This window comes from Grimontia sp. THUN1695 (assembly GCF_059704325.2).
Genome location: NZ_AP046576.1, coordinates 380,758 through 404,353, shown reverse-complemented (window position 1 = coordinate 404,353; position 23,596 = coordinate 380,758). Strand labels below are relative to the sequence as shown.

The window sequence follows — 23,596 nt, the reverse complement described above, 5'->3', positions numbered from 1 at the left end:
GCGGTATAACAAATAAGAATAAGTGTCGCGCAGCCGACACTTTATTTGGGTGTTGAACAAGCCCGTCGCTGCTTTATTAAGTAAATTGCTCGGATGAGCACAGTGTGGATGTACGCCCGTCACTGATTGACAGGCGAGCGCCGCCAGGAAGTTATCAGGTATTGCATAACTTCAATGGGTTACGTGATTGTGTGTCTCTTTCTCTGCGTTTTCTCCTTCGTCTAAATGGTCGCCATTCTCCTTATTCTGTTCGCCTTTCGGCTATCTCGGTCGTGTTACGCCTACGCAGACCAAGCGACGCTCCCCACACGTAGGGCAGCATCGCGTAGTGTGCTGTTTGACGGGGACGTCAATCGGTAATGTCCGGTGCGCCATGTGAAGTAGCATCAGCTGGATAGCATGGCGTTTTTGCTTGGCGCTGCCATGCAACAGGCCATAGTCGCGTACCCGTTGTAGCCCTTTGGGTAATACATGCTGAAGGATCAACATCAAAAAGCGCTGAGTCGGCAAGGTGCGCGTCGCCGATTGCTCAGTTTGGCTGTCGGTGTAGCGGAAGGTCACCTGATTATCGCTGATATCGAGAATGTCCCTGTCCGGCAACACCCCACGATACAGATACCGGGAGAGGTATTTGAGGGCGGGTAGCCCCTGTCCCACGGCGCGACAGTCCACAACCCATTGCGTTGGCAACGAGGGTGGCAAGGTCAAGGTGGGATGGGTGTTGATGGCGGCCAACAGCCGGGCGCGCCAGACCGACGCCAGTGCCGCATGAGGGTAAAGGAACTGTTTATTGCCCTTATGCCACTGGCGGCGCGTGGGGTGATAAAACCCCGCAGGCACAATGGCATGCAGGTGCGGGTGCATATCCCGCCGTCGGTTGTGGGTGTGGAGCACCAGGGTAAACCCACTGTCGCCGCCATGTTTGCGCTGGGCAAACGCCTTGAGTACAGACGCTGCGACCGAGAACATGAGCGAGTACAGTGTCCGCGCGTGTGTGCGGGCCAGCGGGCGCAGAGCCGCAGGCAGGGTAAAGGTCACCATAAAATACGAGGTCGGCAACAGCTTAGCCGCCTGTCGTTGGAGCCATTGCACCGTGTGAGGGTGTTGGCATTGGGGGCAGTGGCGATGCCCGCACGAGAGCGGTGTTCGCTCGTCATGGTGACAGCCCTGACATGCCCATTGTGATGTTCCCAACGCTCCGGTCCGACAACGGGTCATGGCAAAGATAGCCCGCCCGATATCCGGAGTAAGGTGTCGAGTATCTAGGGTTCCTGCATGCTGTTGCAGCAGTTGGATAAAGGCACTCATGGCGCCTCCCACATGATGGTGAGGCCAGACGCGAGTTGATTGACTGCCTGATGAAGTTGGGCGTGCTTCACGTCAGTGAGTTGGGTGTAGCGCGCCGTGGTGGTGAGGCTGGCATGACCGAGCAGGCGTTGCAGAGAGCGTAAATCCAAGCCTTGTTCGAGCAGGTGGGTGGCATAACAATGGCGCAGGGAATGAGGACTGATGGCCTTATGAATACCGACGTCCCGACAGACCTGCTTCATGGCTTTTTGCACGCCGCCGCGGTCCATCGGCCCTTCATTGCCAATACCGGGAAAAAGCAAGGTTGGGTGGCGATGGGTGCACCAGTATTGACGCAACACCGTGAGGGTGTTGTCGGGCAGCGGCACCAAGCGGTCTTTACCGCCCTTGGCATTGCGGATATGCACTTGATGGTGGGCACTGTCGATATCCCCGACAGTGAGTTGCAGTCCTTCGCCCAGACGCAATCCGAGACAATAAAGGGTGTAGAAGAAGCGTTGATAGCGGGGTTGTCGGGTAAAGGTGATGAGCAGCCCGACTTCGTTGGGGGTTAAGATATCTGGCAGGCGTTTGACCTGAGGGGGCTTGACGATATCGAGCCATTCCCACTGCTTATTGAGGGTATAGCGGTAGAAGAACTGCAGGCCATTACGGTCGAGCTTCACGGTGCTCCAGGAATGGGATGCGATAAGGCGCACGAAGTAGGTTTTGAGCTGTTGCTGAGAGAGGTTGTCGGGGGGAGAATCGAAGAAGGCGGCAATACGCCGGACAGCGCGGGCATAGGCGTCAATGGTGGCGGGACGTTTGCCTTGAAGGGTTAAGTTGTTGAGGTGCTGTTGGTAAAGGGCCTCGAAGTGCTGTTGTTGTTGCGGGTTCATGGTGTTTCTCCTGTCTGCTGGTGATGGGCAGGGTTGGGAGAAACGTAGGCGGTCAGGCGGCATTCTGCCGCGTAGCGGCTTCGTTCAACAAGTTGCTTAAAGGTGATTCGCCCCGCGTGGCATTTTTACTCTGTGTTGGTTTACTCCCTCCAATCTGGCCGTACGATGCCTCGTAGTAGTGCATTGATAAAGAAGTGACTAAAGTGGTGCGCTTGTTTGGCTTTCATGCACCAGTTCAAGGCAAACGGCTCTCGGATACTCTCTTTTTTAGCATCTGCTGTTCTGTATAAAACCCATATAAATTCAGCTTTTTACAATTTATTTGCGAGACAAATCTCTTGTTTGGCAGGCCTCTTGCTCTGGGTATGGCAGGTACTCAAAAGGAGCTTTGCAATGAATGGAAAAAGGTTTGCATTACATTGGGTAAGTGCTGTTGCACTGGCAGGCGCTGGAATGTCGTTTCAGGCAGTCGCTGATGAAGACACCATCAAAGTCGGCGTGTTGCACTCGCTGTCAGGGACAATGGCGATCAGTGAAACCACACTGAAAGACACGGTGCTGATGATGGTGGAAGAACAAAACAAAAAAGGCGGCTTGCTCGGTAAAAAACTGGAAGCCGTGGTGGTTGACCCTGCGTCAAATTGGCCGCTGTTTGCAGAAAAAGCCCGGGAGCTGATCGAAAAAGAAGATGTGGATGTAGTGTTCGGCTGCTGGACATCCGTCTCCCGCAAATCCGTATTACCTGTGTTTGAAGAGCTGAACAGCCTGTTGTTCTATCCAGTTCAGTATGAAGGTGAGGAATCGTCGAAAAACGTGTTCTACACGGGCGCTGCGCCGAACCAGCAGGCGATTCCAGCCGTTGATTATCTGAAAGACGAATTGGGCGTGAAACGTTGGGTATTGGCAGGCACCGATTATGTCTACCCACGCACGACCAACAAAATCCTCGAAGCTTATCTCATCGACAGTGGTGTCGCGAAAGAAGACATCATGATCAATTACACCCCGTTTGGTCACTCTGACTGGCAGTCGATCGTGGCGGACATTAAGAAGTTTGGCGCTGCCGGTAAGAAAACTGCTGTGGTTTCAACCATCAACGGTGACGCCAATGTGCCTTTCTACAAAGAACTCGCTGCGCAGGGTGTTGAAGCGGAAGACATTCCGGTGGTTGCATTCTCTGTGGGAGAAGAAGAACTTTCCGGTGTGGATACCTCAGATCTGGTGGGGCACCTTGCGGCATGGAACTACTTTATGAGCGTTGAAACTGACGCAAATGATGAGTTTGTCGAGAAATGGCATGCTTACATCAAAGACGACAAGCGCGTCACCAATGATCCCATGGAAGCCACTTATCTGGGGTTCAACATGTGGGCCAAAGCAGTAGAGAAGGCTGGCACTACCGATTCTGACGCGGTGCAGGAATCGATTATTGGTGTGACGGTTCCCAACCTGACAGGCGGTTACGCCACCATGATGCCAAACCACCACATCACCAAACCCGTGCTGATTGGTGAAATTCAGGACGATGGACAGTTCGTGACAGTTTGGGAAACGCCAGATGTGGTGGCGGGGGATGCCTGGTCTGATTATCTCTCAGGCTCTAAAGATCTCTTCGCAAGCTGGCTGAAGCCCATGTCCTGTGGTGCTTTTAATGTCACCACCGGGCAATGCTCCGGTGTAGCGGCTGAATAACCCAGCTACTACCGACGAGTTTGGGTAAGGAAAGACAGGGAGCAGGGAAGCGAAGAGATCCCTGCTCGGAAGCTGACTTCCAACTTGCCTGCCATTGCGGTGTCATCTCCTTGTTACCAAGCCGCATTGGCAGGACTTTTTCAAAGGATTGATTCCATGCAACGTTTGACAGCAAAGCTTCACGGCTTTTTAAGCGGATGTCGTGTGTTTGTCATCATTTGCAGTCTGATCATGGTTGGTCAGGTCAATGCACAGGTGATGAATATGGAGCAGGCAGCAACCTTGCTTGCGGGCAAATCATTTAACGACAAAGAAGCGGCGATTGCGTTTATCGCAGCGTCAGACCTCCCCAGGAAAACAGATATTCTCGAGGGCTTGCTGGAAAAGCAGGTTCTCTATGATAAGAAAACCCAGTCGGTTTGGTATCTGGCTTCGCCTCCGTTTAAAAAGGGCAGTGAGTTACAAAATATCCTGACTGATGAAACCATCACCGTTGAAAAGAAGCGGCAATATCGTGCGGTGACCATCAACAACACAATCCGCAGTCAGATTAAAACAGCCCTGGCGACAACCGCACTTTCCAGTAGCGATGCGGAAACACGTCGCATGGCAGCAAAGCGGATGATTGGCGAAATTGATGCATCAATACGTCCGGTTGTTGCCAACATTCATGATTCAGAAAGTGACGCTGTCACAAAAAGATATCTGACAACAGCAATGTCGGTGTTTGCCTTAGAGGGCAGTGCCGGGCCGGAGGAAAAAGCGGAAGCCATCGCTTTTCTGACTGATGTTGGCATGCCGGAGGCATTTGATGCGCTGCAATCTGCGAGAGCAAAAGCCGGCGATGATGAGGCAGGCATCACCGCGGCGCTGAATGCTGCGATAGAGGATTATCAGGAAAATCAACGCGTGGTTAACGCCGCCCAGACCCTGTATTTTGGGTTAAGCCTTGGTTCTGTTCTGGTGCTGGCGGGGATTGGCCTTGCTATCACCTTTGGTGTAATGGGCGTGATCAACATGGCGCACGGCGAACTGATCATGCTGGGTGCCTACACCACCTATGTGCTTCAACAACTGTTTCCGGCACAGACCGGCATGGCACTTCTGCTCTCCATACCCTGTGCGTTCATGGTTTCCGGATTGGTTGGAATGGCGATTGAGCGCTCAGTGATCCGCCACCTTTATGGCCGCCCGCTGGAAACCCTGCTGGCGACATTCGGAATCAGCCTGATCCTGCAACAGGCGGTGCGCAGCATTTTCTCCCCTCTTAACCGCTCGGTCAGCACGCCGGATTTTATGAGCGGCATGATTGAAGTCACGCCAATGTTGGCGCTGACCGCCAGCCGGATGTACATCATTGTGTTCTGCCTGATGGTGTTCTTTGCGCTGCTGTTCATTCTTAAACGCACACCGCTGGGTTTGCAGGTTCGCGCTGTGTCGCAAAATCGTGCAATGGCCCGCGCCATGGGCGTGCGCTCTGAATGGGTCGATATGGCGACCTTTGGTCTGGGTTCCGGAATCGCCGGTGTCGCTGGGGTGGCATTGTCGCAACTGACCAATGTTGGCCCGAATATGGGGCAGGCTTACATCATTGATTCCTTCATGGTGGTGGTGTTTGGTGGCGTTGGAAACCTTTGGGGAACGCTGGCAGCAGGGCTGAGCCTCGGGGTGTTCAACAAAGTGCTGGAACCCTGGGCCGGTGCAGTACTGGCGAAGATTCTGGTGCTGGTGTTCATCATCCTCTTTATTCAGAAACGTCCAAAAGGGTTGTTCCCGCAACGTGGACGCATGGCGGAGGAGAACTAAATGGTCACAAAACCGCTTTTCGACCGTTCAACGGTCATGATGATTGTCGTACTGCTGGGCATTGGCTTTGTGGTTCCTATCCTGAATCTGGTGGTCCCTGCGGGCAGTGTTTTTCATCTCGAAACCTATACCGTCTCTTTATTGGGTAAATACCTCTGCTTTGCGATCCTTGCGCTGTCAGTAGATTTAGTCTGGGGGTACCTCGGTATTTTGAGCCTGGGACACGGCGCGTTCTTTGCGCTCGGTGGTTACGCCATGGGGATGTACTTGATGCGCCAGATTGGTGATCGCGGCGTTTATGGGAATCCCGAGCTTCCCGATTTTATGGTGTTCCTGAACTGGCAGGAACTGCCTTGGTTTTGGTCTGGTTTTGACCAGTTCTGGTTCGCCTGCTTGATGGCGATTGCAGTGCCGGGTTTGCTGGCGTTTGTTTTCGGCTGGCTGGCGTTCCGCTCCCGGGTATCCGGTGTTTATCTTTCTATCATGACGCAGGCGATGACCTTCGCGTTAATGCTGGCTTTCTTCCGCAACGAAATGGGCTTTGGTGGGAACAACGGACTGACGGATTTTAAAGATATCCTGGGTTTCAGCCTGCAAAGCGACGCCACGCGAATTGGCCTGTTTGTCGCCACGGTATTTGCACTTTTGCTGGCATACCTGCTTTGTCGCGCAGTGGTGGTAAGCCGTCTTGGCGCGCTCACCATCGCAATTCGCGATGCAGAATCCCGCGCGCGTTTTGTCGGTTATCGCGTTGAAAACAGCAAGCTCTGGCTGTTTGTGCTTTCAGCCGCGATTGCCGGTGTGGCTGGCGCACTCTATGTACCTCAGGTCGGCATCATCAACCCCGGTGAATTTGCGCCATTGAATTCGATTGAAATTGTGGTCTGGGTAGCACTGGGCGGCAGGGCAACCCTTTATGGTGCGGTGATTGGCGCTGTGCTGGTTAATTACGCCAAAAGCTGGTTTACCGTGGAGTTCCCGGAAGTCTGGCTGTTTGCCCTTGGCGCATTGTTTGTCTTGGCGACCTTGTATTTACCGAAAGGAGTCAGTGGTTTGTTTGCAAGGAAGGAGGTCAGTGCATGATGTCAGGAACACTCAGGGTAGCAAGCGTTAACGAACAAAAACAGCAGTTGTCTGAGCCCGTCGGTGCGTCAGATTTGCTGACTGAAATTACCCGCCGGGATCAGGTGTTCAGTTTCCTGAAGCCACCTTACAACCCGAAAGTCGATATCAAGAATGGCATGTTGCTTTATGTCGAAGGGGTGTCTGTTTCATTCGATGGCTTCAAAGCCATCAACGATCTCAACCTTTACATCAAAGAAGGGGAGCTTCGCTGCATTATCGGTCCGAATGGCGCAGGCAAAACCACCATGATGGACATCATCACCGGTAAGACGCGTCCCGATCAGGGTGACGTCTGGCTGGGGCAGCAATTGAATCTGCTCAAGATGGATGAAGCAGAGATTGCCAATGCCGGTATCGGGCGCAAATTCCAGAAACCAACGGTGTTTGAGGCGCTGACGGTGTGGGAAAACCTGGAACTGGCGATGGCAGGTGAAAAGTCGACCTGGTTTCTTTTTCGTGCGGTTTTGTCCGGGGAGCAAAAATGCGACATAGAGAAAGTGTTGGAGCTTATAGGCTTAGAAACACAGTCCAAAATGCTGGCAGGCAAACTCTCTCATGGCCAGAAACAGTGGCTGGAAATTGGCATGTTGCTGATGCAAAAGCCCAAGTTGCTGCTGGTGGATGAACCGGTAGCCGGGATGACCCATCAGGAAATGGATCGCACGTCGGAGCTGCTGCTTTCCCTTGCTGGGGAGCACTCCATCATGGTGGTAGAACACGACATGGATTTTGTCCGCAGTATTGCATCGACCGTTACCGTGCTCCATCAGGGACACGTCCTGGCGGAAGGCGCAATGACGTCGATTCAGGATGATCCGCGTGTGCGTGAAGTCTACTTGGGACAATAGCAGGGAGGGCGAAACATGCTGACAGTCAACGGACTGAATCAAAGATACGGAGAGAGCCAGACGCTGTGGGATCTCTCCATCGACGCGCCAAAAGGGCAATGCACCGTGGTGATGGGGCGCAACGGCGTCGGTAAAACCACCTTGCTGCAAAGCATTATGGGGCTGCTGAACATTGATAACGGCGAGATCCTGATGGAAGGAAAAGATCTTGCGCCGTGCCGGGCGGAAGAGCGTCCGCGTGTTGGTGTGGGGTATGTCCCGCAGGGCAGACAGATTTTCCCCCGCTTAACCGTGGAAGAAAACCTAGAGATTGGCCTTCCCATCCGGCCAAAAAACGACAGAAAAATCCCGGATTATATCTATGAGTTGTTTCCGGTACTGGCAGAGATGAAACGCCGCTTTGGTGGCGATTTGTCAGGCGGTCAACAGCAGCAACTGGCGATTGCCCGGGCTTTGGTCATCGACCCGAAACTTCTGCTGCTCGATGAGCCGACTGAAGGGATACAGCCCAACATTGTACAAGAGATTGGCGACATCATTTGCAAGCTCAATCAGGAGCTGGGCCTAACCGTGATTCTGGTGGAGCAGAAACTGCCATTTGCCCGAAAAGTCGGCGACCGGTTCTGTCTGCTTGACCGGGGCCGGAATGTTGCCAGCGGGGGGATGGATGAACTTTCCGATGATCTTATCCGCCAATACCTCACGGTTTAGGAGTGATTGAATGGTGCAAACCCTTTCAGCATTCACCGACGAGCCCGTCGAACCCACTCAGAGCCACGGCCGGTGGGAAGCGGAACTTCGCCTTGGTTATCGTTACAACGGGCATAAAACCGTACTCAGTGAGTGCCACCACCGTGGGCCTCTCGCGGTGCAGCGGGCGCTGTATCCGGAGGGAGGCGTATGTCACAGCCATTTATTGCATCCGCCGGGCGGTGTGGTGGGTGGAGACAGCCTGACGGTTGCCATCGATGTCAAAGAAGAAGCACAAACGCTGGCGACCACGCCGGGCGCGACCCGTTTCTACCGTTCCGATGGCCGCGTGGCGACCCTCAACCAATCTCTGACAGTAGGCGAGAACAGCCGCCTTGAATGGTTGCCACTGGAAAACATCGCTTTTCCCAATGCCCATCTGAAATCCCGGACGGATATCCAGCTTTCATCCCGGTCACAGTTTGTGGGCTGGGAGATCTGGACACTGGGGCAACCTGCTTCCCACCAAGGCTTCGATAACGGCGTGATCGACGGCTTGACCACTGTTTCGGTTGATGGCCAGTTGATCCTCTGTGAACGCCTTCGGGTTAATCCTTCCACGTTAACGCACGCCGAGGCGGCACTTCGGGGCTTTCCTGTTATCGGCTGTTTGTTTGCCTATGGCGATGCCGAAAAGTTGTCGGCGCTGCTCAAAAACTGGTGGACGGAGCGGGAGAAACCCCAAGCGCTGACGCTTGGCATTACTGATATTGACGGATTACTGGCGGTACGCGCATTGGCGCAGGATACAGCATTGATGTTCCAGATCATGAGTGAATGCTGGCTGCGAATACGCCAGCACTGGACAGGAAAAACCCCGGACGTGCCGAGGATCTGGCGAACCTGATTTTACGCAAGCTGCAATCTGACTGCAAAAAAGCGAGGAGCGAACACATGGAGTTAACCCCGAGAGAAAAGGACAAGCTGATGCTGTTTACTGCTGCTTTGTTGGCGGAGCGGCGCAAAGCACGTGGCCTAAAACTGAATTATCCCGAGTCAGTCGCCCTGATTAGTGCCGCGATTATGGAAGGTGCCCGCGATGGCCGAACCGTAGCAGAACTGATGGATTTTGGACGCACTATTTTAACCGTCGATGATGTGATGGATGGGGTGCCGGAAATGATCCACGACGTACAGGTTGAAGCGACATTTCCCGATGGCACCAAGCTTGTCACTGTTCACGATCCGATTGTGTAAGGAGGCGATGATGAAGCAGAAAACAGGTTCATTTACGCCCGGTGAAATCCGCGTTGCTGACGGTGAAATTGCGCTGAATGCAGGCCGCCAGACGGTCTCTGTGGATGTGGCGAACACGGGGGACAGGCCGGTTCAGGTAGGCTCTCATTATCACTTTTTTGAAGTTAACGACGCACTGGTGTTCGAGCGCGCCAAAACGCGAGGTTTCCGTCTCAATATCCCTTCCGGTACGGCTGTGCGATTTGAGCCGGGGCAAAGCCGGACCGTAGAGCTGGTGGTATACGCGGGTACGTGCACCATTTACGGCTTTCAGGGGCGTTGCATGGGCCAATTAAGTGGCGGGTCAACCGGCGATAAGGACCGTTGAAATGAGTAAGAAAATTTCCCGAAACGCGTACGCTGAAATGTTCGGCCCAACAACCGGGGATTGCGTGCGCCTTGCTGACACCGAGCTTTGGCTGGAAGTGGAAAAAGACTTCACCGTATACGGCGACGAAGTGAAATTTGGTGGCGGTAAAACCATTCGTGATGGCATGGGACAAAGCCAGCGGCTCAGCAGTGAAACCCCGGATATGGTGATCACCAATGTGGTGGTGCTGGATTACTGGGGCATTGTCAAAGCCGATGTGGCCATTAAAGGGGGCCGCATTGCGCATATTGGTAAAGCCGGCAATCCGGATGTTCAGGATAACGTTGATATCGTTATTGGCCCGGGCACCGAAGTGGTTGCGGGGGAAGGGCAGATCCTGACCGCGGGCGGTATAGATACCCATATTCACTACATTTGCCCGCAACAAATTGAGGAGGCGCTGACATCTGGCGTCACCACCATGATTGGTGGCGGAACCGGGCCAGCTACAGGCACCAACGCCACCACCTGTACGCCGGGGCCGTGGAATATTCATCGCATGCTGCAATCGCTTGATGCGTTCCCGATGAACGTTGGCTTGTTGGGCAAAGGGAATGCAAGCCTGCCGGGGGCGCTGGAGGAACAAATTGCCGCCGGAGCCTGCGGGCTGAAACTGCATGAAGACTGGGGTTCGACCCCGGCGGCGATCGATTGTTGTCTGGGCGTAGCAGAACAGACGGATATCCAGGTCGCCATTCATACCGATACCCTGAACGAATGTGGTTTTGTGGAAGCGACACTGAATGCCATTGGCGATCGGGTCATTCATACCTATCACACCGAAGGTGCAGGCGGCGGACACGCACCGGACATTATGAAAGCGGCGGGACTGGCGAATGTATTGCCATCGTCCACCAACCCAACACGTCCTTACACTGTGAACACAGTGGATGAACACCTTGATATGCTGATGGTGTGCCACCACCTTTCCCCTTCAATCGCAGAAGATATTGCCTTTGCTGAATCCCGCATTCGCCGGGAGACCATTGCCGCCGAAGACATGCTGCACGACAGGGGGGCATTTTCGATGATTTCTTCTGATTCACAGGCCATGGGCCGCGTGGGTGAAGTAGTGCTGCGTACCTGGCAAACGGCGCACAAGATGAAAGTGCAGTTTGGACCATTGGAGGGTGACAGCCGGTACAGCGATAACGCACGGATTAAACGGTATGTGGCGAAGTACACCATCAACCCGGCCATTACCCACGGTGTGGCGCATGAAGTTGGGTCGATTGAAAAGGGCAAGCTGGCGGATTTGGTACTGTGGAGACCGGCGTTTTTTGGCGTGAAGCCCTCGCTGGTGATCAAAGGCGGGTTAATCGTCACCGCGCCGATGGGGGATCCAAACGGTTCTATCCCGACGCCCCAGCCGGTTCATTATCGCCCTATGTACGGCGCATTTGGCGCGGGCCCTGCAAACAGTTCTCTGCTGTTTATGTCCCAGATGGCAATAGATAACGGTGTGCCGGAGATGCTGGATTTGAAAAGCGGGACGGTGGCTGTTAAAAACTGCCGCAATATCCGCAAAAAAGACATGAAACTGAATGACTGGCAGCCAAACATTGAAGTGGATCCGCAAACTTATGAAGTGCGTGCAGATGGTCAGTTGCTGGTTTGCCAGCCTGCGAATGTATTGCCGATGGCACAACGCTATTTCCTGTTCTGAGGTGAACAATGCTTGAGTTTACAAGGGTGATCAATGCGGCGGACGTGCGCGACAGTGATATCGCTGAACTGTCGACGGTGCGCCTTGGCATTGATTCACGAAAAAAAAGTCGCCTTCGCATAACACTGGATAACGGCAGTGAAGCGGGCCTGTTCCTTCCCCGGGGACAAATCCTCCGCGGTGGTGATGTGTTGGTGTCGCCGGGGGGCGAGCGGGTGCGGGTGGTCGCGGCGAATGAGCAGGTGTCAACCGTGCATGTCGGTAACGGCCACCTGTTGGCAAGGCTTGCGTACCATCTGGGAAACCGGCATGTGCCACTGCAAGTGGGGGACGGCTGGGTGCGTTACCAGCATGATCATGTTCTGGATGAGATGGTGGGGCTGCTTGGCGGGGACGTGGTTGTCGAAATGGCGCCCTTTGAACCGGAAGCCGGCGCCTATGGTGGCCATTCATCCGGGCATCATCACCATCATTAAATGTTCACTATTCAGCCAAGGAGATAGCTTAATGAAGAACAGAATCTTAGCGGCCATCACTGTCGCACTCTTTCCGGTAGCATCTTACGCACACGTTACCGCAGAGCCGCACGCCGAAACCTTCCACCATATTCTGGAAACAGCACTGACACATCCTTTCGAATCCGTGTTGATGCTGGCCGCTGTTGTTGGAGCCGTGCTGGCACTTCACCACTTTTTCAATGGCCGTGCTTAATGAAAGCAGATTACCGTCTGTTCCAGCTTATCAGCCCTTCCTTGCCGGTGGGGGCGTTCAGTTATTCACAGGGGTTGGAGTGGGCGATTGAAGCCGGTTGGGTCGACAGCGAAAGCACGCTGAAAGCCTGGCTGGTGAGTTTAGCGACCGACAGTTTACAGCAACTGGAATTACCCATATTGCGTCGTGTTTACGCCGCGTTCAACGCAGGTGATATCGCCGATGCCCGGCACTGGTGCGATTGGCTCTATGCCAGCCGTGAAACCAAAGAGTTGCGGATGGAAGAATACCAGCGTGGCCGCACCATGCTGAAGCTGATCCAGCAACTTAACGTTGTAGGGACAGACACTTTATCGTTAGGGATTATCGGGACAGACACTATTGCTGATATTGCTGGGACAGACACCGAACTGGGCAACTTATTGGCAAAAAGTCAGATTGCGGGTTTCGCCTTTGCCGGGGTGCAATGGGAGATAGAGGAAGAACCCCTGTGTCACGGCTATGCCTGGAGCTGGCTGGAAAACTGTGTGATGGCGGGGGTAAAAATGGTGCCGCTTGGGCAAACCGCTGGTCAGCGGGTATTGATGGCGGTGTCTGACACTCTTCAGGACGTGGTTGAGGCATCACGCTTTGTTGCTGATGAACACGTGGGGTCGTTTGCCCCTGCGCAGGCGATAGCCTCCAGTTGCCACGAAACACAGTATTCACGGTTATTTCGTTCATAAGGAGACAGTTAATGGATTACAAACAACCTTTGCGGGTCGGCGTTGGCGGCCCTGTTGGGTCTGGGAAAACAGCTTTGCTGGAGGTGCTGTGTAAGGCGATGCGGGATACCTACTCGGTGGCAGTGGTGACCAATGATATCTATACCCGCGAAGATCAGCGCATTCTGACCGAAGCAGAAGCCTTGCCCGCTGATCGCATTGTTGGGGTCGAAACCGGGGGTTGTCCGCATACCGCAATCAGGGAAGATGCGTCGATGAACCTAGAGGCGGTAGAAAGTCTGGCTCAGTACCACAAAGAGCTCGACGTGGTGTTTATTGAAAGTGGCGGTGACAACCTGAGTGCGACGTTCAGCCCGGAGCTGGCGGATCTGACGATCTATGTGATAGATGTGGCTGAAGGGGAGAAAATTCCGCGCAAAGGCGGACCGGGGATCACCCGCTCTGATCTTCTGGTGATTAACAAAATCGATCTGGCACCTTATGTCGGTGCCGATCTTGCAGTGATGGACTCAGACACCAAACGTATGCGCCCGGTGAAGCCGTATGTGTTTTCAAACCTGAAGGAAGGTGTCGGATTAACTGAAGTGATCCATTTTCTGGAAACAGAAGGCATGCTCAAAAAAGCGGGTTAGCCAGCCCGCTTGCTATATATCATCGCAGTTACTTTCCAAAACCATAGTGCCGGATGTAGCCAACGCTGACCCAAGTCACCAATAAGCTCGCCACGGTGAGTTCAATCAGCCCCAGTGTTTCCAGCCATCTCCAATGGGGGAAATCTTTCCCCAGCCAGATCATCAACCTTTCCATTGCCACTGCGCTGATCACGGACGGGAAGGTCAGGGCGGCGAGCGTTGGCTGGAACGGCTCTTTGAGCAGATCGATATAACAAAGGTACACAAACAACGTCATCATAATGCCGACCCCGGCCAATGCGCCTGCTAGCACAGGGTCTGGGGTAGGGAGATTCACCAGATAGGCTGTTAAAGCCAGGTTGACCGGCGCTGCCATGATAGCGAGCACTGGCCGGGAGTTTCTCGGTAACCTGTCCAGAAAGCAAAGACGGTAAAGCACAAAAGGCAGCATAAAAAAGTATGCCCCAATACAAATGTGCGCAAGCAGCACCGACTCTTCATTAAACCCAAGCTTAGGACCAGCCAGGGTGCTACTGATCAACCCAACTGGGTAGAGAAACCAACTGGGATAGATGTGGCATTTATCAAAAGCTTGAAGCTGATGAAAGAAGAAATAGCACATCATGAACACGTGCATAACCATGGCGGGATACCAAATGATGGCAGCCATGTTCACATTCACTTCGGCAAGGAAGTCAGCCATCAGCAGGAGTGACATCGTCATGGGAGCCATCAGGCTACCGTAAAGCGGATCCCGTAAATCCTGGAAAAATCGCTTTGGCTCGAAAACGTATTTCAGCCAAACCGGAACAATCAGCATGATGCCCAACGCTGACAAAACCGGGCGGGTCAGCAGACCTGTCATGGGGTGATACAGTGACCAGGCAACACCAAGGCCAAAAAACGCCATCGCAAGGGAGGCCTGCGCTGTCGGCACGAAACGAAAAGGGGAGTGAAAAGCAGTCAATCTAACATCCATGATTATATTGTAATCCGTGTATTATACGCGCGCAGGTTGACGATGTGATAAGCAGACCGGATATTCTTTAATACATTCAGTGAGTAGAAGCATGCCAGTTTTTCTTCATCGCTTGAAGCCTTGCTATGTCTGGTTTTAAAGCATATTTCCTGCCGGAAATTCATCCTAAAAGAGTGATATTGTCGAAAGCGGAAACCCGGTCACATTCATCGAAACGGAATCTAGACCGCGTATCAGCCTTATCTATACTCAAATTGCACCCAGAAATATTGACGAATGAGGAAGAGTTTTAAGCTCGGGTTCGCTGGGCAAAAGTGCACTGGCGATGATGTTGGGTTGCATAACAATTTGGATTGTTACACCTTGTGTAGGAATACACTGAAAACGTGATAAGTCCTTACGCACCACTGGGTCCATGTGTTACAAACACACGAGACCAGGAAGCTCAACATAGTGAGCAAGTAAGGCACCAGAAATTTACGATAACACCACAGTATTCGATTTCAACCATTAGAGTTAAGCAAAAGCCACCGCTTCGGTGGCTTTTTTTATCGATGCTGGAAAGTGACAATCAGAATGAAATCTTTCTTCTGCCGTTTGCCGCACGTTCTTCAGGCTGCGAGCTTTTGTTTCTGGCTGTTTTTGAATGCTTACCCTGATTTTTTTTCGTGCTTGTTTTCTCTTGGGGATGTTTATTGTGCATTGTCTGTTGGGCGGCGACGTTGGTTTTTTTAACGTTGGGTTCAACAGGTGTCGGTGGCGTGTCGCAAAGCACAACATAGAATTCTTCATTGAATGCGATGACATCGCCATCATAAATTTTGCAGCGCTTACGCGTTTCCACTTCACCATTCACGATCACGTAGCCTTCTGCAATCGCCATCTTTGCTTCACCACCACCACTGACAGCATTGGCCATTTTGAGCACTTTGTAGAGCTCAATCGGTTGGGATGAAACTTCAATACCCATCGCTTCGACTTCGATCTCTTCATGAGACATACAGGTTACTCTTACTTAGGGATAACTAGCCGGAGTGTAGCGCAAGAATGGGTGGCAATACACTCGGAAACGCCTATATAGCAGGGGATAGATCAGTGTGGTGGAAACGTATACAGGTTGGTTGTTGTTACCGCAGAACTGTGACGTAGGCAACATGGAAGTGCGTGGGGTCTCTTGAAACTTGCAAAGGGATGTAATAAAAATATTGTTGTTGTGACGATATTCGGAATTTTTTCCTGTTTTCACTGTCATATAATCCACTCACCTTGTATCACGGAATGCATTTTTCATGCAGGAAAAAGTGTGCTCTTCTAGGCAATTAAAGAACGGGGGGACAGCCAACACATTGGCAAATACAGGTGATGTATTGTTAAAAATCATCAGGAATGTAATGCGTGCGCGCTTTAGGTCTTATAAAGCCAGCGTATTTTAACCTGAATAAAAAAAGAGGTGTTGTACATGAGTAATAAATCAAGACGCCTGTGGTTTTACCACCAGAGTAAAACGAAAAAAATGCGTCCATTAAAACTGCGTTAACCGCAAAGAGGCCAGAAGCGTCAGATGGCGTTTCTGGTTCCAACGTTTTCTTCTCAGATCTACATTCCTACCCGCAACCTCCCAATTGTTAATGGTATTGCAGAAAAATTGGGGCAACTGTCAGAAATTTATACTCAAAATCGGTTTCCTGACTGCGTGATGGCTACACTTTAGTCAATGGGAAATTGCGTGTAGTTGAGGTTTTCAACACGCGCCTGTCGGGAGAAATAAAATGAATGTATTGTCTTGGGAGAACATCTCTAAGCTGGCCGGACAAACCGTTCAATTGATTGATGGTGCAGAAAACGAATATGACGTGTTGGTGGAGTCGGTTATTGAAGGCGAAGGAAACGGCACCACAAAAAACGATTGTCTTGTTGAGCACTATACTATTGTGCTGGCTGGCCCAGAGGAGATGGAATTTCCGCAGGGGAATTATCTGATTTCCCACCATTCTATGGGACAGCAAATCCTCTATGTGATGCAGGCTGGCGATAACCGCTACACCATTACGATTAACACCGAGGCGTAACTCGCGCCTCTTTTGTGTGTTTTGTCATCAGATAGTCACACGCTTGGCGCTTTAAATACCCCCATTCCCAATTCGTTGTTATGATAATCCCATTCTGTCGTATTCTAGTCAGAGGTCGTATGCAACGCATTATTCTCACTTTTTTGTCTGTTTTCTATTTATTTTCGTCCACTGTATCTGCACGTGAGGACGTGTTGGTGTTTGCCGCCTCTTCGATGACGACGGCGTTAAGCCAGATTGTCCGTGATTATGAAAAGCAGACAGGTGAAAACGTGGTGGTTTCTTATGCCTCTTCTTCTACATTAGCGCGCCAATTGGCTTATGGTGCACCTGCTGATATTTATATTTCGGCGAATGAAAAATGGATGGATTATGCAGTGGATCAGGGGGGCATCGAGTCTGCGGCTGTTTCTCCTTGGGTTGCAAACCAGTTGGTGTTTGTTGCACCGGTCAATGGGGTGAACACATTGTCACTTGAACCCAAAGGTTTATTGCAGGCAATAGGTAACAGCCGGATTGCCGTGGCAGACCCAAATCATGTGCCTGCCGGGATATATGCCAAAGAAGCCCTTGAGTCGCTCGGTTTGTGGGCAACCGTTGAGGATAAACTTGCGCTGTCAAACAGCGTAAGGGCAACGTTGGCGTTGGTGGAGAGGGGAGAAGCGTTGCTTGGCGTGGTTTACTATTCCGATGCGAAGGCGTCCAGTGCTGTTCATGTTGCTGCGCCAATCCCTGATAATTCGCACGCACCGATTGTGTTTCCCAAAGCCCTGACAAAAGAGGCTTCTGAATCAGCGAAAGCGTTCTTCCGCTTTTTAGATTCCGAATCAGCCAAGCAAGTGTTATCTGCCAATGGCTTTGTTGTGCTTACGTCAAAACAAGAGCAATAAACACTGATGTTACTTACACCTGTTGAATGGGCAGCGCTGGCGCTCAGCCTGAAGATTTCGGTAGTCGCGGTGGCAGTGAGTCTGCCCCTAGGTATTGCGGTGGCATGGTTGTTGGCAAGAAAGGAGTTTGTGGGGAAATCGCTCCTTGATGGGATTGTCCATCTCCCTCTGGTGTTGCCCCCGGTGGTGATTGGTTACCTATTGTTGGTGTTGATGGGGCGTCGCGGCATGGTGGGCAGTTGGCTGTACGATACGTTTGGCTTGTCGTTTTCGTTCAGTTGGAAAGGGGCGGCACTGGCTTCTGCTGTGGTAGCGTTTCCATTGTTGGTTCGGGCCGTAAGGCTTTCTATCGAGCTTGTTGACCAAAAGCTCGAGCAAGCGGCACGAACACTTGGCGCCTCTTCCTGGCGTGTTTTCTTAACCATTACCCTGCCTTTGATTGCGCCCGGCATCCTTTCCGGTTTGGTATTGGCGTTTGCAAGAAGCCTTGGCGAATTCGGTGCCACTATCACTTTTGTGTCGAATATTCCCGGTCAAACTCAGACCATCCCGCTCGCAATGTTTGCTTTTCTTGAAACGCCGGGGGCAGAGCAGGGGGTGGCACGCCTTTGTATTATCTCCATCGTGATTGCATTGTTGTCTCTGTTTGGCTCTGAATGGCTGAGCCGCCGGATGAAAAAGAAAATGGGGCTGAAATGATTACGCTTTCTTTTACTCTCAATCACACGCCCTTTGTTTTATCTTTGGAAGAGGTAATTCCTTCATCAGGCATTACTGTGGTATTTGGCCGCTCCGGCGCGGGGAAAACCTCTCTTATCAATGCCATCAGTGGGTTGGTCACGCCTGAATCAGGCAGGATTTCGGTGGGTGACAAAGTGCTTTTCGACAGTGTCGCTGGCATTAATCTGCCCCCTGAACATCGCCGGATCGGGTATGTGTTTCAGGAAGCGCGTCTGTTTCCTCACATGACTGTAGAAAAAAACCTTAAATATGGGCAACAGCGCGAAGATAAAGCCCAGTTTAGCGAAATCATTACCCTGCTGGGCATTGAAGGTCTCCTGAAACGTCATCCGGCAGATCTTTCCGGTGGTGAGAAGCAGCGTGTAGCAATTGGCCGTGCGTTGCTGTCAGAACCTGAATTATTGATCATGGATGAGCCGACGGCATCTTTGGATGGGCCACGCAGACAAGAGCTTATCCAGTATCTGCTGCGTCTTGCAGAAAAGCTCAACATCCCCGTCTTGTACGTAAGTCATAGTCTGGATGAGATCTTACATATTGCCGACAACATGGTAATCCTGAATGACGGGAAGGTGATTGCCAATGGTCCATTGCATGATGTTTGGGGGTCGGCACCGATGCGTCCCTGGCTTTCAGCCAAAGAGCAAAGTGCGCTTGTCATGGCGCGTTGTGTCGGGAAGCACCCTGACTATGCCATGGCACAACTTGATTTGGATGGTGAAATTCTTTGGGTACCGGATACTGGTAAGCCTGTCGGGGCTACGCTTCGGCTTCGTGTGTTTGCCAACGACATTTCCATCGTCAAATCCAGGCCGAATGACACCAGTATCCGAAACATATTGCCCGCCGTTGTTGATGAAGTGTGCGGTTTACCTAGTGATGACTCACAGAGTGGCTACTGCCAGGTTGCACTGAGAGTGGGGAACCAACGGTTATTGGCCAATATCACACAGTGGGCCGCAGATGACTTGCGTTTATCCAGAGGAGATGGTGTTTATGCCCAACTGAAGGGCGTGAGCATTACCAAAGGGGATCTGGCGCAGGAACACAAGAACTTTTAATAAATTATTTGCATATCTCATTGCAAACTAAAGTAGAATTTTTGGGCCTTTTACCGCACGACATGTTTTTAGTTGGTGTCGGTGGCATCACCACCTTTTGAGTCGAAGGCCCGTAAGGGAAGAGTAGGAGAGAGAAATGTTTGCATGGCTAAGCGGCTTGTTTAAGAAAGAAACACTCAAGTCGACGGAGTGGGTTAAAAAACTCATGCAAGCCAACCGCTCAGGCAGTTATAGCAAATTTCAAGAATACTATGACAAACATGTTACCCGTATTCACCTGTCTTACCTCAAGGACTTTTTGCGGTTTGAGCGTTTTGCAGTTCGAAACTATAAGGAAAATGACCAGCACGCATTTATGGCAATCAAAACGGCGATGTATGCACATAAATTAGGTCAGATTAAGGTTGCGGCATGTTTGACTGCATCGGTGATCAATTACAATAAGACTCTGATCGAGAATCGTGAAGTGCAACTTCATCCACGCCTGGTCCGTGCGGCCACCTCACTTCACAAACAGATTGTAGACACCTATTCCAAGTCCAAAAAACGGCGCACAGAACAAGCCTGAAACCGAAATGCACGACCGGATTTCTATCAATACCTGGGGGATTGGTATTTTTGACAAGCGGGGAATGCATTCTGGGCTTGAGGCAGGCTACTGTTTACTAGGTTGTTTATTGTGCAAAGTATTTTCTGTGCTCTAAGAGGAATGATGCTTTACCGAACGCCTTTTATTTCATGTAAATACAAAAGGTTAAGACTGGTGTCTGTGTGTCGGGTAAGTATGAAAATGACAAGGTGAAGATTAGATTTCAATGAAAAGTGATGGATGTCACGTATATGATCTGCTAAGGTGCTGCCCCTCACACACAATGTGAGAGCACAATGATTTTTACATCTCTATTTAAAAGCGAAAAACTGGTTTCAACCCTGACTATCGGTTTTTTCGCCTTGTTCCTCTTTGCGGCTATGTATGATATGTCGCTTTTTTCCCAATCTATTAACACCCTGTTTGGTTATGCAGCAGACGGATTTGGCACATTCTGGCAATGGCTAATGGTGGCAAACCTGGCGTTAGCGCTCCTTGTTGCTGTTTCTCCATATGGAGGGATGAAGTTGGGTAAGCAATCCAAGCCAGATATCAGTGCATTCCGCTGGATTGCGATGATTATGTGTACGCTTCTCGCGGGGGGCGGTGTGTTTTGGTCGGCCGCTGAGCCTGTGTATCACTTTATGTCACCGTCTCCTGCATATGATGGTGTTGATGAAAACAGTCTGGCAGCAGTCACAGCAGCGCTGAGCCAGAGTTTCCTCCACTGGGGGTTTTTAGCCTGGGCCGTGTTGGGTACGCTGGCGACAATAGTGTTGATGCATGCCCATTATGAAAAAGGTCTGAAGCTTCGACCAAGGGCGCTGCTTTATCCGCTGTTCGGTGAGCGCTTTGAAAAGCACTGGTTTGGCGCTGTGGTTGATGCCTGTTCCATCGTAGGTGTAGCAGCAGGCACAATCGGTCCTATTGGCTTTTTAGCCAGCCAGCTCGGTTACAGTGTTGAAGTCTTGTTTGGTGTAGAGAATGAACTCAGCACCCAGATATTTATCCTGATGGGTGTGGTTGCTATTTATTCCCTTTCCGCATTCACAGGCATGGACAAAGGTCTTCAGTGGCTGTCAAAACTTAATGTATTGGGGGCGCTTGCCCTGCTGGTGGTTGTGCTGGTGTTGGGACCGACATCGTTCATCTTTGATTCTTTCTTCCACGCTTTTGGCAGCTATATTGGCAACTTCTCTGCAATGAGTATTGAAGCAGACAGCGCTGGCTGGATGACGAGCTGGACCTGGTTTTTCTGGGGTTGGTTTATTGGTTTCGCACCGATGATGGCGATCTTTATTGCCAAGATCTCGCGTGGTCGCAGTATCCGTATGCTGGTGGCGGCAGTGGCTGTTGGTTCTCCCATCGTGACGAATTTCTGGTTTACTGCCCTTGGTGGTACAGGCATTTTCTTTGAACTGACAGATCCGGGCTCGATTTCCGATGCGATGTCAGGAGCGGGGCTTCCCGGTATCTTGATTGCTACCTTGCAACAGTTGCCACTTCAGCTGATTTTGGTGCCGGCATTTTTGGTCCTGACGACGACCTTCGTTGCGACGACCGGTGATTCCATGGCTTACTCTATTGCTGTCGTGACATCTGAGGATTCGACTCCGTCGAAATACAACAGGTTGTTTTGGGCGTTGCTGCTGGGCATGGTTGCTGCTGTCTTGCTGATGGCCGGGAATGGTGGACTTGCTGCGTTGCAATCTTTTATCGTGATCACTGCTGTTCCGGTTTCCCTGCTGATAGCCACGACGCTGATCTCTGCCCCCATTACTCTGGTGAAAATGCAACCTGTCAGCGAAGAAATGGAAGCAAATGGTGAAAAGGTGTTCGGCTAACCATTTTTTCGTTAACACATGGCGTCGCTACCAAAGTGACGCCATGTGATTGAGATAATGCACGTAATTATCGAGATCTTCCTGAGTGTCAATATCAATATGACATTGATCAATCGCGACCACGTTAACCACATGTTTTCCATTATTGAGTAAATGCTTGGCTCCCGACTCGCCTTCCAGCATTTTTAATTCTTCAAACAGGGTGTGAGACGCAATAGCAGGAACACCGATAGTGTCGTGATATTGGCAACAAACCGCATCGTTGATGTGTTCGATAAACACTTTCCAAAGCAGCGCTACATTGTCGCTGCTCACCGCGGGTTGATCCGCCAGCATAAAAAGAATCGCGTCATACTCTTTTTCAAGCTTCCCGGTAACGGAAGAGATCACGCTGCCAATGCCTTCTTCCCATGTGTCGATATAGAGTATTTTTGCAGGCCAGTTGTGTTTCTGACAGGCGCTCTCCAATTCTTGGTGCCAAAAACCCGTGGTGATAAAGATGTCTTTGGTGATTGCAGCGGCCGCATTGATGGGGAAGCTGATAAGCGGTGCGCCATTAATTTCTGCCAGTGCTTTGCATTGCTTGAATCGGGAAGCGCGGCCTGCAGCGAGTATTACTGCGGCAAGTTTTATCATTCTTATATTATTCCACTAAATGAGTTGGCATTGGCATCGTTAAGTGCTGCCATGCATTCAGACAGAATAGAAAGTCCGATCCCTTCTGGCAATGCTGCTCCGAGTTGCAAGCCTGCCGGCCCTGCAAGTTTGCACGATAAATGTGACTCGTGTAGCTCTGCCGTTTGAAGAACATCTTCTTTTCGGTGCGATGGGCCAAGTAATGCAATGTAAGTCAAACGGGTTGACTTGAGTGCTTTGAGCACGGAGGCATCAAGCGAGATATTATGCGTCATCACGATAGCTGCATCGACGTGAAAATCATGACAGTACTGCCCCAAAGATGCTGGCTCAGAACGGATGATGGCGTTTGCCATAGGAAAATAGTCCCTTCTTGCATTCGCAGGCCGTGGGTCCCACAAGGTGACCTGCCAACCTAGCTGGTGCGCAAGCGCGACAATCGGCCTGGCATCATAACCGCCACCGCAAACAAGCAAATGTACAGGTGGCTGGATATAGGTTTTCAGCCAGATCTGCTCGCCTTCTTCAATGCGCTCGCCAATGGTGTGCTTGTCGGCTATGTACTGGTGGATTCGCCCTGAAGGTAAGTAGTTTGCTTCAATGTCACTCCCGTTTTTGGCAATCATTTGATAGTAGTATCCGCACTGGCGTTGTTTGAGCGCTTCATGGATTTTATCCAACAGTAGATAGTGATTATTGGCATTAACAGGTTGCAGCATGATATGAACGGTGCCACCGCAGCCTATACCAAGTTGAAAGGAAAGATCGTCTTCATCCTGACTGTCATAGGTCAGGGTACAGGCTTCTCCTGTCATCATGGCTTTCTTGGCATGTCGCTGGATGTCTGATTCCAGACATCCGCCACTCAACATACCAAGTTGTTGCCCAAGACTGCTGAAAAGCATCATTGCACCGGCTTTTCGATAGCAGGGCCCCTTCGTTTCAAAGACGGTTCCGAGTACCCATTCGGCGTTATCTTTGTCCGGAGACCACTGATCCAACAAGTACAGTAGATGGTTTGACATTGCCTTTCCTTCTTA

General features: G+C 51.3%; 25 protein-coding genes. 19 read left to right on the top strand and 6 right to left on the bottom strand.

The genetic code is table 11. The features are described from left to right. Nucleotides 1–261 precede the first annotated feature (261 nt). Together AC6IB1_RS02005 and AC6IB1_RS02000 are read right to left on the bottom strand one after the other, a co-directional pair. Nucleotides 262–1,308 carry an IS91 family transposase gene (locus AC6IB1_RS02005; protein ID WP_497566129.1) on the bottom strand — a complete coding sequence of 349 codons (1,047 nt, stop codon included), beginning with the start codon at nucleotides 1,306–1,308 and terminating at the stop codon, nucleotides 262–264. Then, nucleotides 1,305–2,186, bottom strand: a complete 882-nt coding sequence (locus AC6IB1_RS02000; RefSeq protein ID WP_497566128.1) for a tyrosine-type recombinase/integrase — start codon at nucleotides 2,184–2,186, stop codon at nucleotides 1,305–1,307. Before AC6IB1_RS02000 ends, AC6IB1_RS02005 begins: the two co-directional genes overlap by 4 nt. A 393-nt stretch (nucleotides 2,187–2,579) precedes the next feature. On the opposite strand from AC6IB1_RS02000, the gene urtA reads away from it, so the two are divergent. The 13 genes from urtA to ureG all read left to right on the top strand — a co-directional run bounded on the left by urtA (nucleotide 2,580) and on the right by ureG (nucleotide 13,747). Beyond that, on the top strand, nucleotides 2,580–3,878 hold the full coding sequence (gene urtA, locus AC6IB1_RS01995; RefSeq protein WP_497566127.1) for an urea ABC transporter substrate-binding protein: 1,299 nt from the start codon (nucleotides 2,580–2,582) through the stop codon (nucleotides 3,876–3,878). 156 nt (nucleotides 3,879–4,034) lie between these two features. Beyond that, the gene (urtB, locus tag AC6IB1_RS01990) at nucleotides 4,035–5,684 is read left to right on the top strand and encodes an urea ABC transporter permease subunit UrtB (protein WP_497566126.1); all 1,650 of its coding nucleotides are present in this window, start codon (nucleotides 4,035–4,037) and stop codon (nucleotides 5,682–5,684) included. Nucleotides 5,685–5,720: 36 nt separating this feature from the next. Continuing rightward, nucleotides 5,721–6,767, top strand: a complete 1,047-nt coding sequence (gene urtC, locus AC6IB1_RS01985; RefSeq protein ID WP_503692955.1) for an urea ABC transporter permease subunit UrtC — start codon at nucleotides 5,721–5,723, stop codon at nucleotides 6,765–6,767. Further along, nucleotides 6,764–7,657, top strand: coding sequence for an urea ABC transporter ATP-binding protein UrtD (urtD, locus tag AC6IB1_RS01980; protein WP_497566124.1), 894 nt, complete (start codon nucleotides 6,764–6,766; stop codon nucleotides 7,655–7,657). Before urtC ends, urtD begins: the two co-directional genes overlap by 4 nt. Before the next feature lie 15 nt (nucleotides 7,658–7,672). Continuing rightward, nucleotides 7,673–8,368, top strand: coding sequence for an urea ABC transporter ATP-binding subunit UrtE (urtE, locus tag AC6IB1_RS01975; RefSeq protein ID WP_497566123.1), 696 nt, complete (start codon nucleotides 7,673–7,675; stop codon nucleotides 8,366–8,368). A gap of 10 nt (nucleotides 8,369–8,378) precedes the next feature. After that, nucleotides 8,379–9,254, top strand: a complete 876-nt coding sequence (locus AC6IB1_RS01970) for an urease accessory protein UreD (protein WP_497566122.1) — start codon at nucleotides 8,379–8,381, stop codon at nucleotides 9,252–9,254. 47 nt (nucleotides 9,255–9,301) lie between these two features. After that, a complete protein-coding gene (gene ureA / locus AC6IB1_RS01965; RefSeq protein WP_497566121.1) occupies nucleotides 9,302–9,604 on the top strand; it encodes an urease subunit gamma in 303 nt (100 codons plus the stop codon). Between the two features lie 10 nt (nucleotides 9,605–9,614). Beyond that, nucleotides 9,615–9,971 (top strand): urease subunit beta, encoded by a 357-nt coding sequence (locus tag AC6IB1_RS01960; protein ID WP_497566120.1) that lies wholly within the window; start codon nucleotides 9,615–9,617, stop codon nucleotides 9,969–9,971. A gap of 1 nt (nucleotide 9,972) precedes the next feature. Beyond that, on the top strand, nucleotides 9,973–11,679 hold the full coding sequence (gene ureC / locus AC6IB1_RS01955; protein ID WP_497566119.1) for an urease subunit alpha: 1,707 nt from the start codon (nucleotides 9,973–9,975) through the stop codon (nucleotides 11,677–11,679). 8 nt (nucleotides 11,680–11,687) lie between these two features. After that, nucleotides 11,688–12,155, top strand: coding sequence for an urease accessory protein UreE (ureE, locus tag AC6IB1_RS01950; protein WP_497566118.1), 468 nt, complete (start codon nucleotides 11,688–11,690; stop codon nucleotides 12,153–12,155). A 31-nt stretch (nucleotides 12,156–12,186) separates the two neighbouring features. Continuing rightward, nucleotides 12,187–12,390: a hypothetical protein gene (locus tag AC6IB1_RS01945; protein ID WP_497566117.1), complete on the top strand. Its 204-nt coding sequence runs from the start codon at nucleotides 12,187–12,189 to the stop codon at nucleotides 12,388–12,390. Further along, nucleotides 12,390–13,115: an urease accessory protein UreF gene (locus AC6IB1_RS01940; protein WP_497566116.1), complete on the top strand. Its 726-nt coding sequence runs from the start codon at nucleotides 12,390–12,392 to the stop codon at nucleotides 13,113–13,115. Before AC6IB1_RS01945 ends, AC6IB1_RS01940 begins: the two co-directional genes overlap by 1 nt. Before the next feature lie 11 nt (nucleotides 13,116–13,126). Next, nucleotides 13,127–13,747, top strand: coding sequence for an urease accessory protein UreG (gene ureG / locus AC6IB1_RS01935; protein ID WP_497566115.1), 621 nt, complete (start codon nucleotides 13,127–13,129; stop codon nucleotides 13,745–13,747). A gap of 28 nt (nucleotides 13,748–13,775) precedes the next feature. Here the strand turns inward: ureG and AC6IB1_RS01930 are convergent, their stop codons facing one another. Next, complete coding sequence (locus AC6IB1_RS01930; RefSeq protein ID WP_497566114.1) at nucleotides 13,776–14,714, bottom strand: SLAC1 family transporter; 939 nt, start codon at nucleotides 14,712–14,714, stop codon at nucleotides 13,776–13,778. Between the two features lie 583 nt (nucleotides 14,715–15,297). After that, the gene (locus AC6IB1_RS01925; protein ID WP_497566113.1) at nucleotides 15,298–15,726 is read right to left on the bottom strand and encodes an RNA-binding S4 domain-containing protein; all 429 of its coding nucleotides are present in this window, start codon (nucleotides 15,724–15,726) and stop codon (nucleotides 15,298–15,300) included. 769 nt (nucleotides 15,727–16,495) lie between these two features. Here AC6IB1_RS01925 and AC6IB1_RS01920 point away from each other — a divergent pair. The 6 genes from AC6IB1_RS01920 (at nucleotide 16,496) to AC6IB1_RS01895 (ending at nucleotide 21,920) form a co-directional block, all read left to right on the top strand. Then, nucleotides 16,496–16,795 carry a DUF6916 family protein gene (locus AC6IB1_RS01920; RefSeq protein WP_497566112.1) on the top strand — a complete coding sequence of 100 codons (300 nt, stop codon included), beginning with the start codon at nucleotides 16,496–16,498 and terminating at the stop codon, nucleotides 16,793–16,795. A gap of 119 nt (nucleotides 16,796–16,914) precedes the next feature. Next, nucleotides 16,915–17,685: a molybdate ABC transporter substrate-binding protein gene (gene modA, locus AC6IB1_RS01915; protein ID WP_497566111.1), complete on the top strand. Its 771-nt coding sequence runs from the start codon at nucleotides 16,915–16,917 to the stop codon at nucleotides 17,683–17,685. Between the two features lie 6 nt (nucleotides 17,686–17,691). Further along, nucleotides 17,692–18,384, top strand: coding sequence for a molybdate ABC transporter permease subunit (modB, locus tag AC6IB1_RS01910; RefSeq protein ID WP_497566110.1), 693 nt, complete (start codon nucleotides 17,692–17,694; stop codon nucleotides 18,382–18,384). Then, nucleotides 18,381–19,487 carry a molybdenum ABC transporter ATP-binding protein ModC gene (modC, locus tag AC6IB1_RS01905; RefSeq protein WP_497566109.1) on the top strand — a complete coding sequence of 369 codons (1,107 nt, stop codon included), beginning with the start codon at nucleotides 18,381–18,383 and terminating at the stop codon, nucleotides 19,485–19,487. Before modB ends, modC begins: the two co-directional genes overlap by 4 nt. A 136-nt stretch (nucleotides 19,488–19,623) precedes the next feature. Then, complete coding sequence (locus AC6IB1_RS01900) at nucleotides 19,624–20,055, top strand: hypothetical protein (RefSeq protein WP_497566108.1); 432 nt, start codon at nucleotides 19,624–19,626, stop codon at nucleotides 20,053–20,055. Between the two features lie 317 nt (nucleotides 20,056–20,372). Further along, on the top strand, nucleotides 20,373–21,920 hold the full coding sequence (locus AC6IB1_RS01895; RefSeq protein ID WP_497566107.1) for a BCCT family transporter: 1,548 nt from the start codon (nucleotides 20,373–20,375) through the stop codon (nucleotides 21,918–21,920). A 27-nt stretch (nucleotides 21,921–21,947) separates the two neighbouring features. Here AC6IB1_RS01895 and AC6IB1_RS01890 read toward each other — a convergent pair whose 3' ends face one another. Together AC6IB1_RS01890 and AC6IB1_RS01885 are read right to left on the bottom strand one after the other, a co-directional pair. Beyond that, nucleotides 21,948–22,556 carry a nucleotidyltransferase family protein gene (locus AC6IB1_RS01890; protein ID WP_497566106.1) on the bottom strand — a complete coding sequence of 203 codons (609 nt, stop codon included), beginning with the start codon at nucleotides 22,554–22,556 and terminating at the stop codon, nucleotides 21,948–21,950. Between the two features lie 2 nt (nucleotides 22,557–22,558). Next, the gene (locus AC6IB1_RS01885) at nucleotides 22,559–23,581 is read right to left on the bottom strand and encodes an XdhC family protein (protein ID WP_497566105.1); all 1,023 of its coding nucleotides are present in this window, start codon (nucleotides 23,579–23,581) and stop codon (nucleotides 22,559–22,561) included. Nucleotides 23,582–23,596: the final 15 nt, after the last annotated feature.

Excerpts from the sequence above, each read along its gene's own strand:
- AC6IB1_RS02005 (WP_497566129.1), bottom strand. The coding sequence starts at position 1,308 with ATGAGTGCCTTTATCCAACTGCTGCAACAGCATGCAGGAACCCTAGAT.
- AC6IB1_RS02000 (WP_497566128.1), bottom strand. The coding sequence starts at position 2,186 with ATGAACCCGCAACAACAACAGCACTTCGAGGCCCTTTACCAACAGCAC.
- urtA (WP_497566127.1), top strand. The coding sequence starts at position 2,580 with ATGAATGGAAAAAGGTTTGCATTACATTGGGTAAGTGCTGTTGCACTG.
- urtB (WP_497566126.1), top strand. The coding sequence starts at position 4,035 with ATGCAACGTTTGACAGCAAAGCTTCACGGCTTTTTAAGCGGATGTCGT.
- urtC (WP_503692955.1), top strand. The coding sequence starts at position 5,721 with ATGATGATTGTCGTACTGCTGGGCATTGGCTTTGTGGTTCCTATCCTG.
- urtD (WP_497566124.1), top strand. The coding sequence starts at position 6,764 with ATGATGTCAGGAACACTCAGGGTAGCAAGCGTTAACGAACAAAAACAG.
- urtE (WP_497566123.1), top strand. The coding sequence starts at position 7,673 with ATGCTGACAGTCAACGGACTGAATCAAAGATACGGAGAGAGCCAGACG.
- AC6IB1_RS01970 (WP_497566122.1), top strand. The coding sequence starts at position 8,379 with ATGGTGCAAACCCTTTCAGCATTCACCGACGAGCCCGTCGAACCCACT.
- ureA (WP_497566121.1), top strand. The coding sequence starts at position 9,302 with ATGGAGTTAACCCCGAGAGAAAAGGACAAGCTGATGCTGTTTACTGCT.
- AC6IB1_RS01960 (WP_497566120.1), top strand. The coding sequence starts at position 9,615 with ATGAAGCAGAAAACAGGTTCATTTACGCCCGGTGAAATCCGCGTTGCT.
- ureC (WP_497566119.1), top strand. The coding sequence starts at position 9,973 with ATGAGTAAGAAAATTTCCCGAAACGCGTACGCTGAAATGTTCGGCCCA.
- ureE (WP_497566118.1), top strand. The coding sequence starts at position 11,688 with ATGCTTGAGTTTACAAGGGTGATCAATGCGGCGGACGTGCGCGACAGT.
- AC6IB1_RS01945 (WP_497566117.1), top strand. The coding sequence starts at position 12,187 with ATGAAGAACAGAATCTTAGCGGCCATCACTGTCGCACTCTTTCCGGTA.
- AC6IB1_RS01940 (WP_497566116.1), top strand. The coding sequence starts at position 12,390 with ATGAAAGCAGATTACCGTCTGTTCCAGCTTATCAGCCCTTCCTTGCCG.
- ureG (WP_497566115.1), top strand. The coding sequence starts at position 13,127 with ATGGATTACAAACAACCTTTGCGGGTCGGCGTTGGCGGCCCTGTTGGG.
- AC6IB1_RS01925 (WP_497566113.1), bottom strand. The coding sequence starts at position 15,726 with ATGTCTCATGAAGAGATCGAAGTCGAAGCGATGGGTATTGAAGTTTCA.
- AC6IB1_RS01920 (WP_497566112.1), top strand. The coding sequence starts at position 16,496 with ATGAATGTATTGTCTTGGGAGAACATCTCTAAGCTGGCCGGACAAACC.
- modA (WP_497566111.1), top strand. The coding sequence starts at position 16,915 with ATGCAACGCATTATTCTCACTTTTTTGTCTGTTTTCTATTTATTTTCG.
- modB (WP_497566110.1), top strand. The coding sequence starts at position 17,692 with ATGTTACTTACACCTGTTGAATGGGCAGCGCTGGCGCTCAGCCTGAAG.
- modC (WP_497566109.1), top strand. The coding sequence starts at position 18,381 with ATGATTACGCTTTCTTTTACTCTCAATCACACGCCCTTTGTTTTATCT.
- AC6IB1_RS01900 (WP_497566108.1), top strand. The coding sequence starts at position 19,624 with ATGTTTGCATGGCTAAGCGGCTTGTTTAAGAAAGAAACACTCAAGTCG.
- AC6IB1_RS01895 (WP_497566107.1), top strand. The coding sequence starts at position 20,373 with ATGATTTTTACATCTCTATTTAAAAGCGAAAAACTGGTTTCAACCCTG.
- AC6IB1_RS01890 (WP_497566106.1), bottom strand. The coding sequence starts at position 22,556 with ATGATAAAACTTGCCGCAGTAATACTCGCTGCAGGCCGCGCTTCCCGA.
- AC6IB1_RS01885 (WP_497566105.1), bottom strand. The coding sequence starts at position 23,581 with ATGTCAAACCATCTACTGTACTTGTTGGATCAGTGGTCTCCGGACAAA.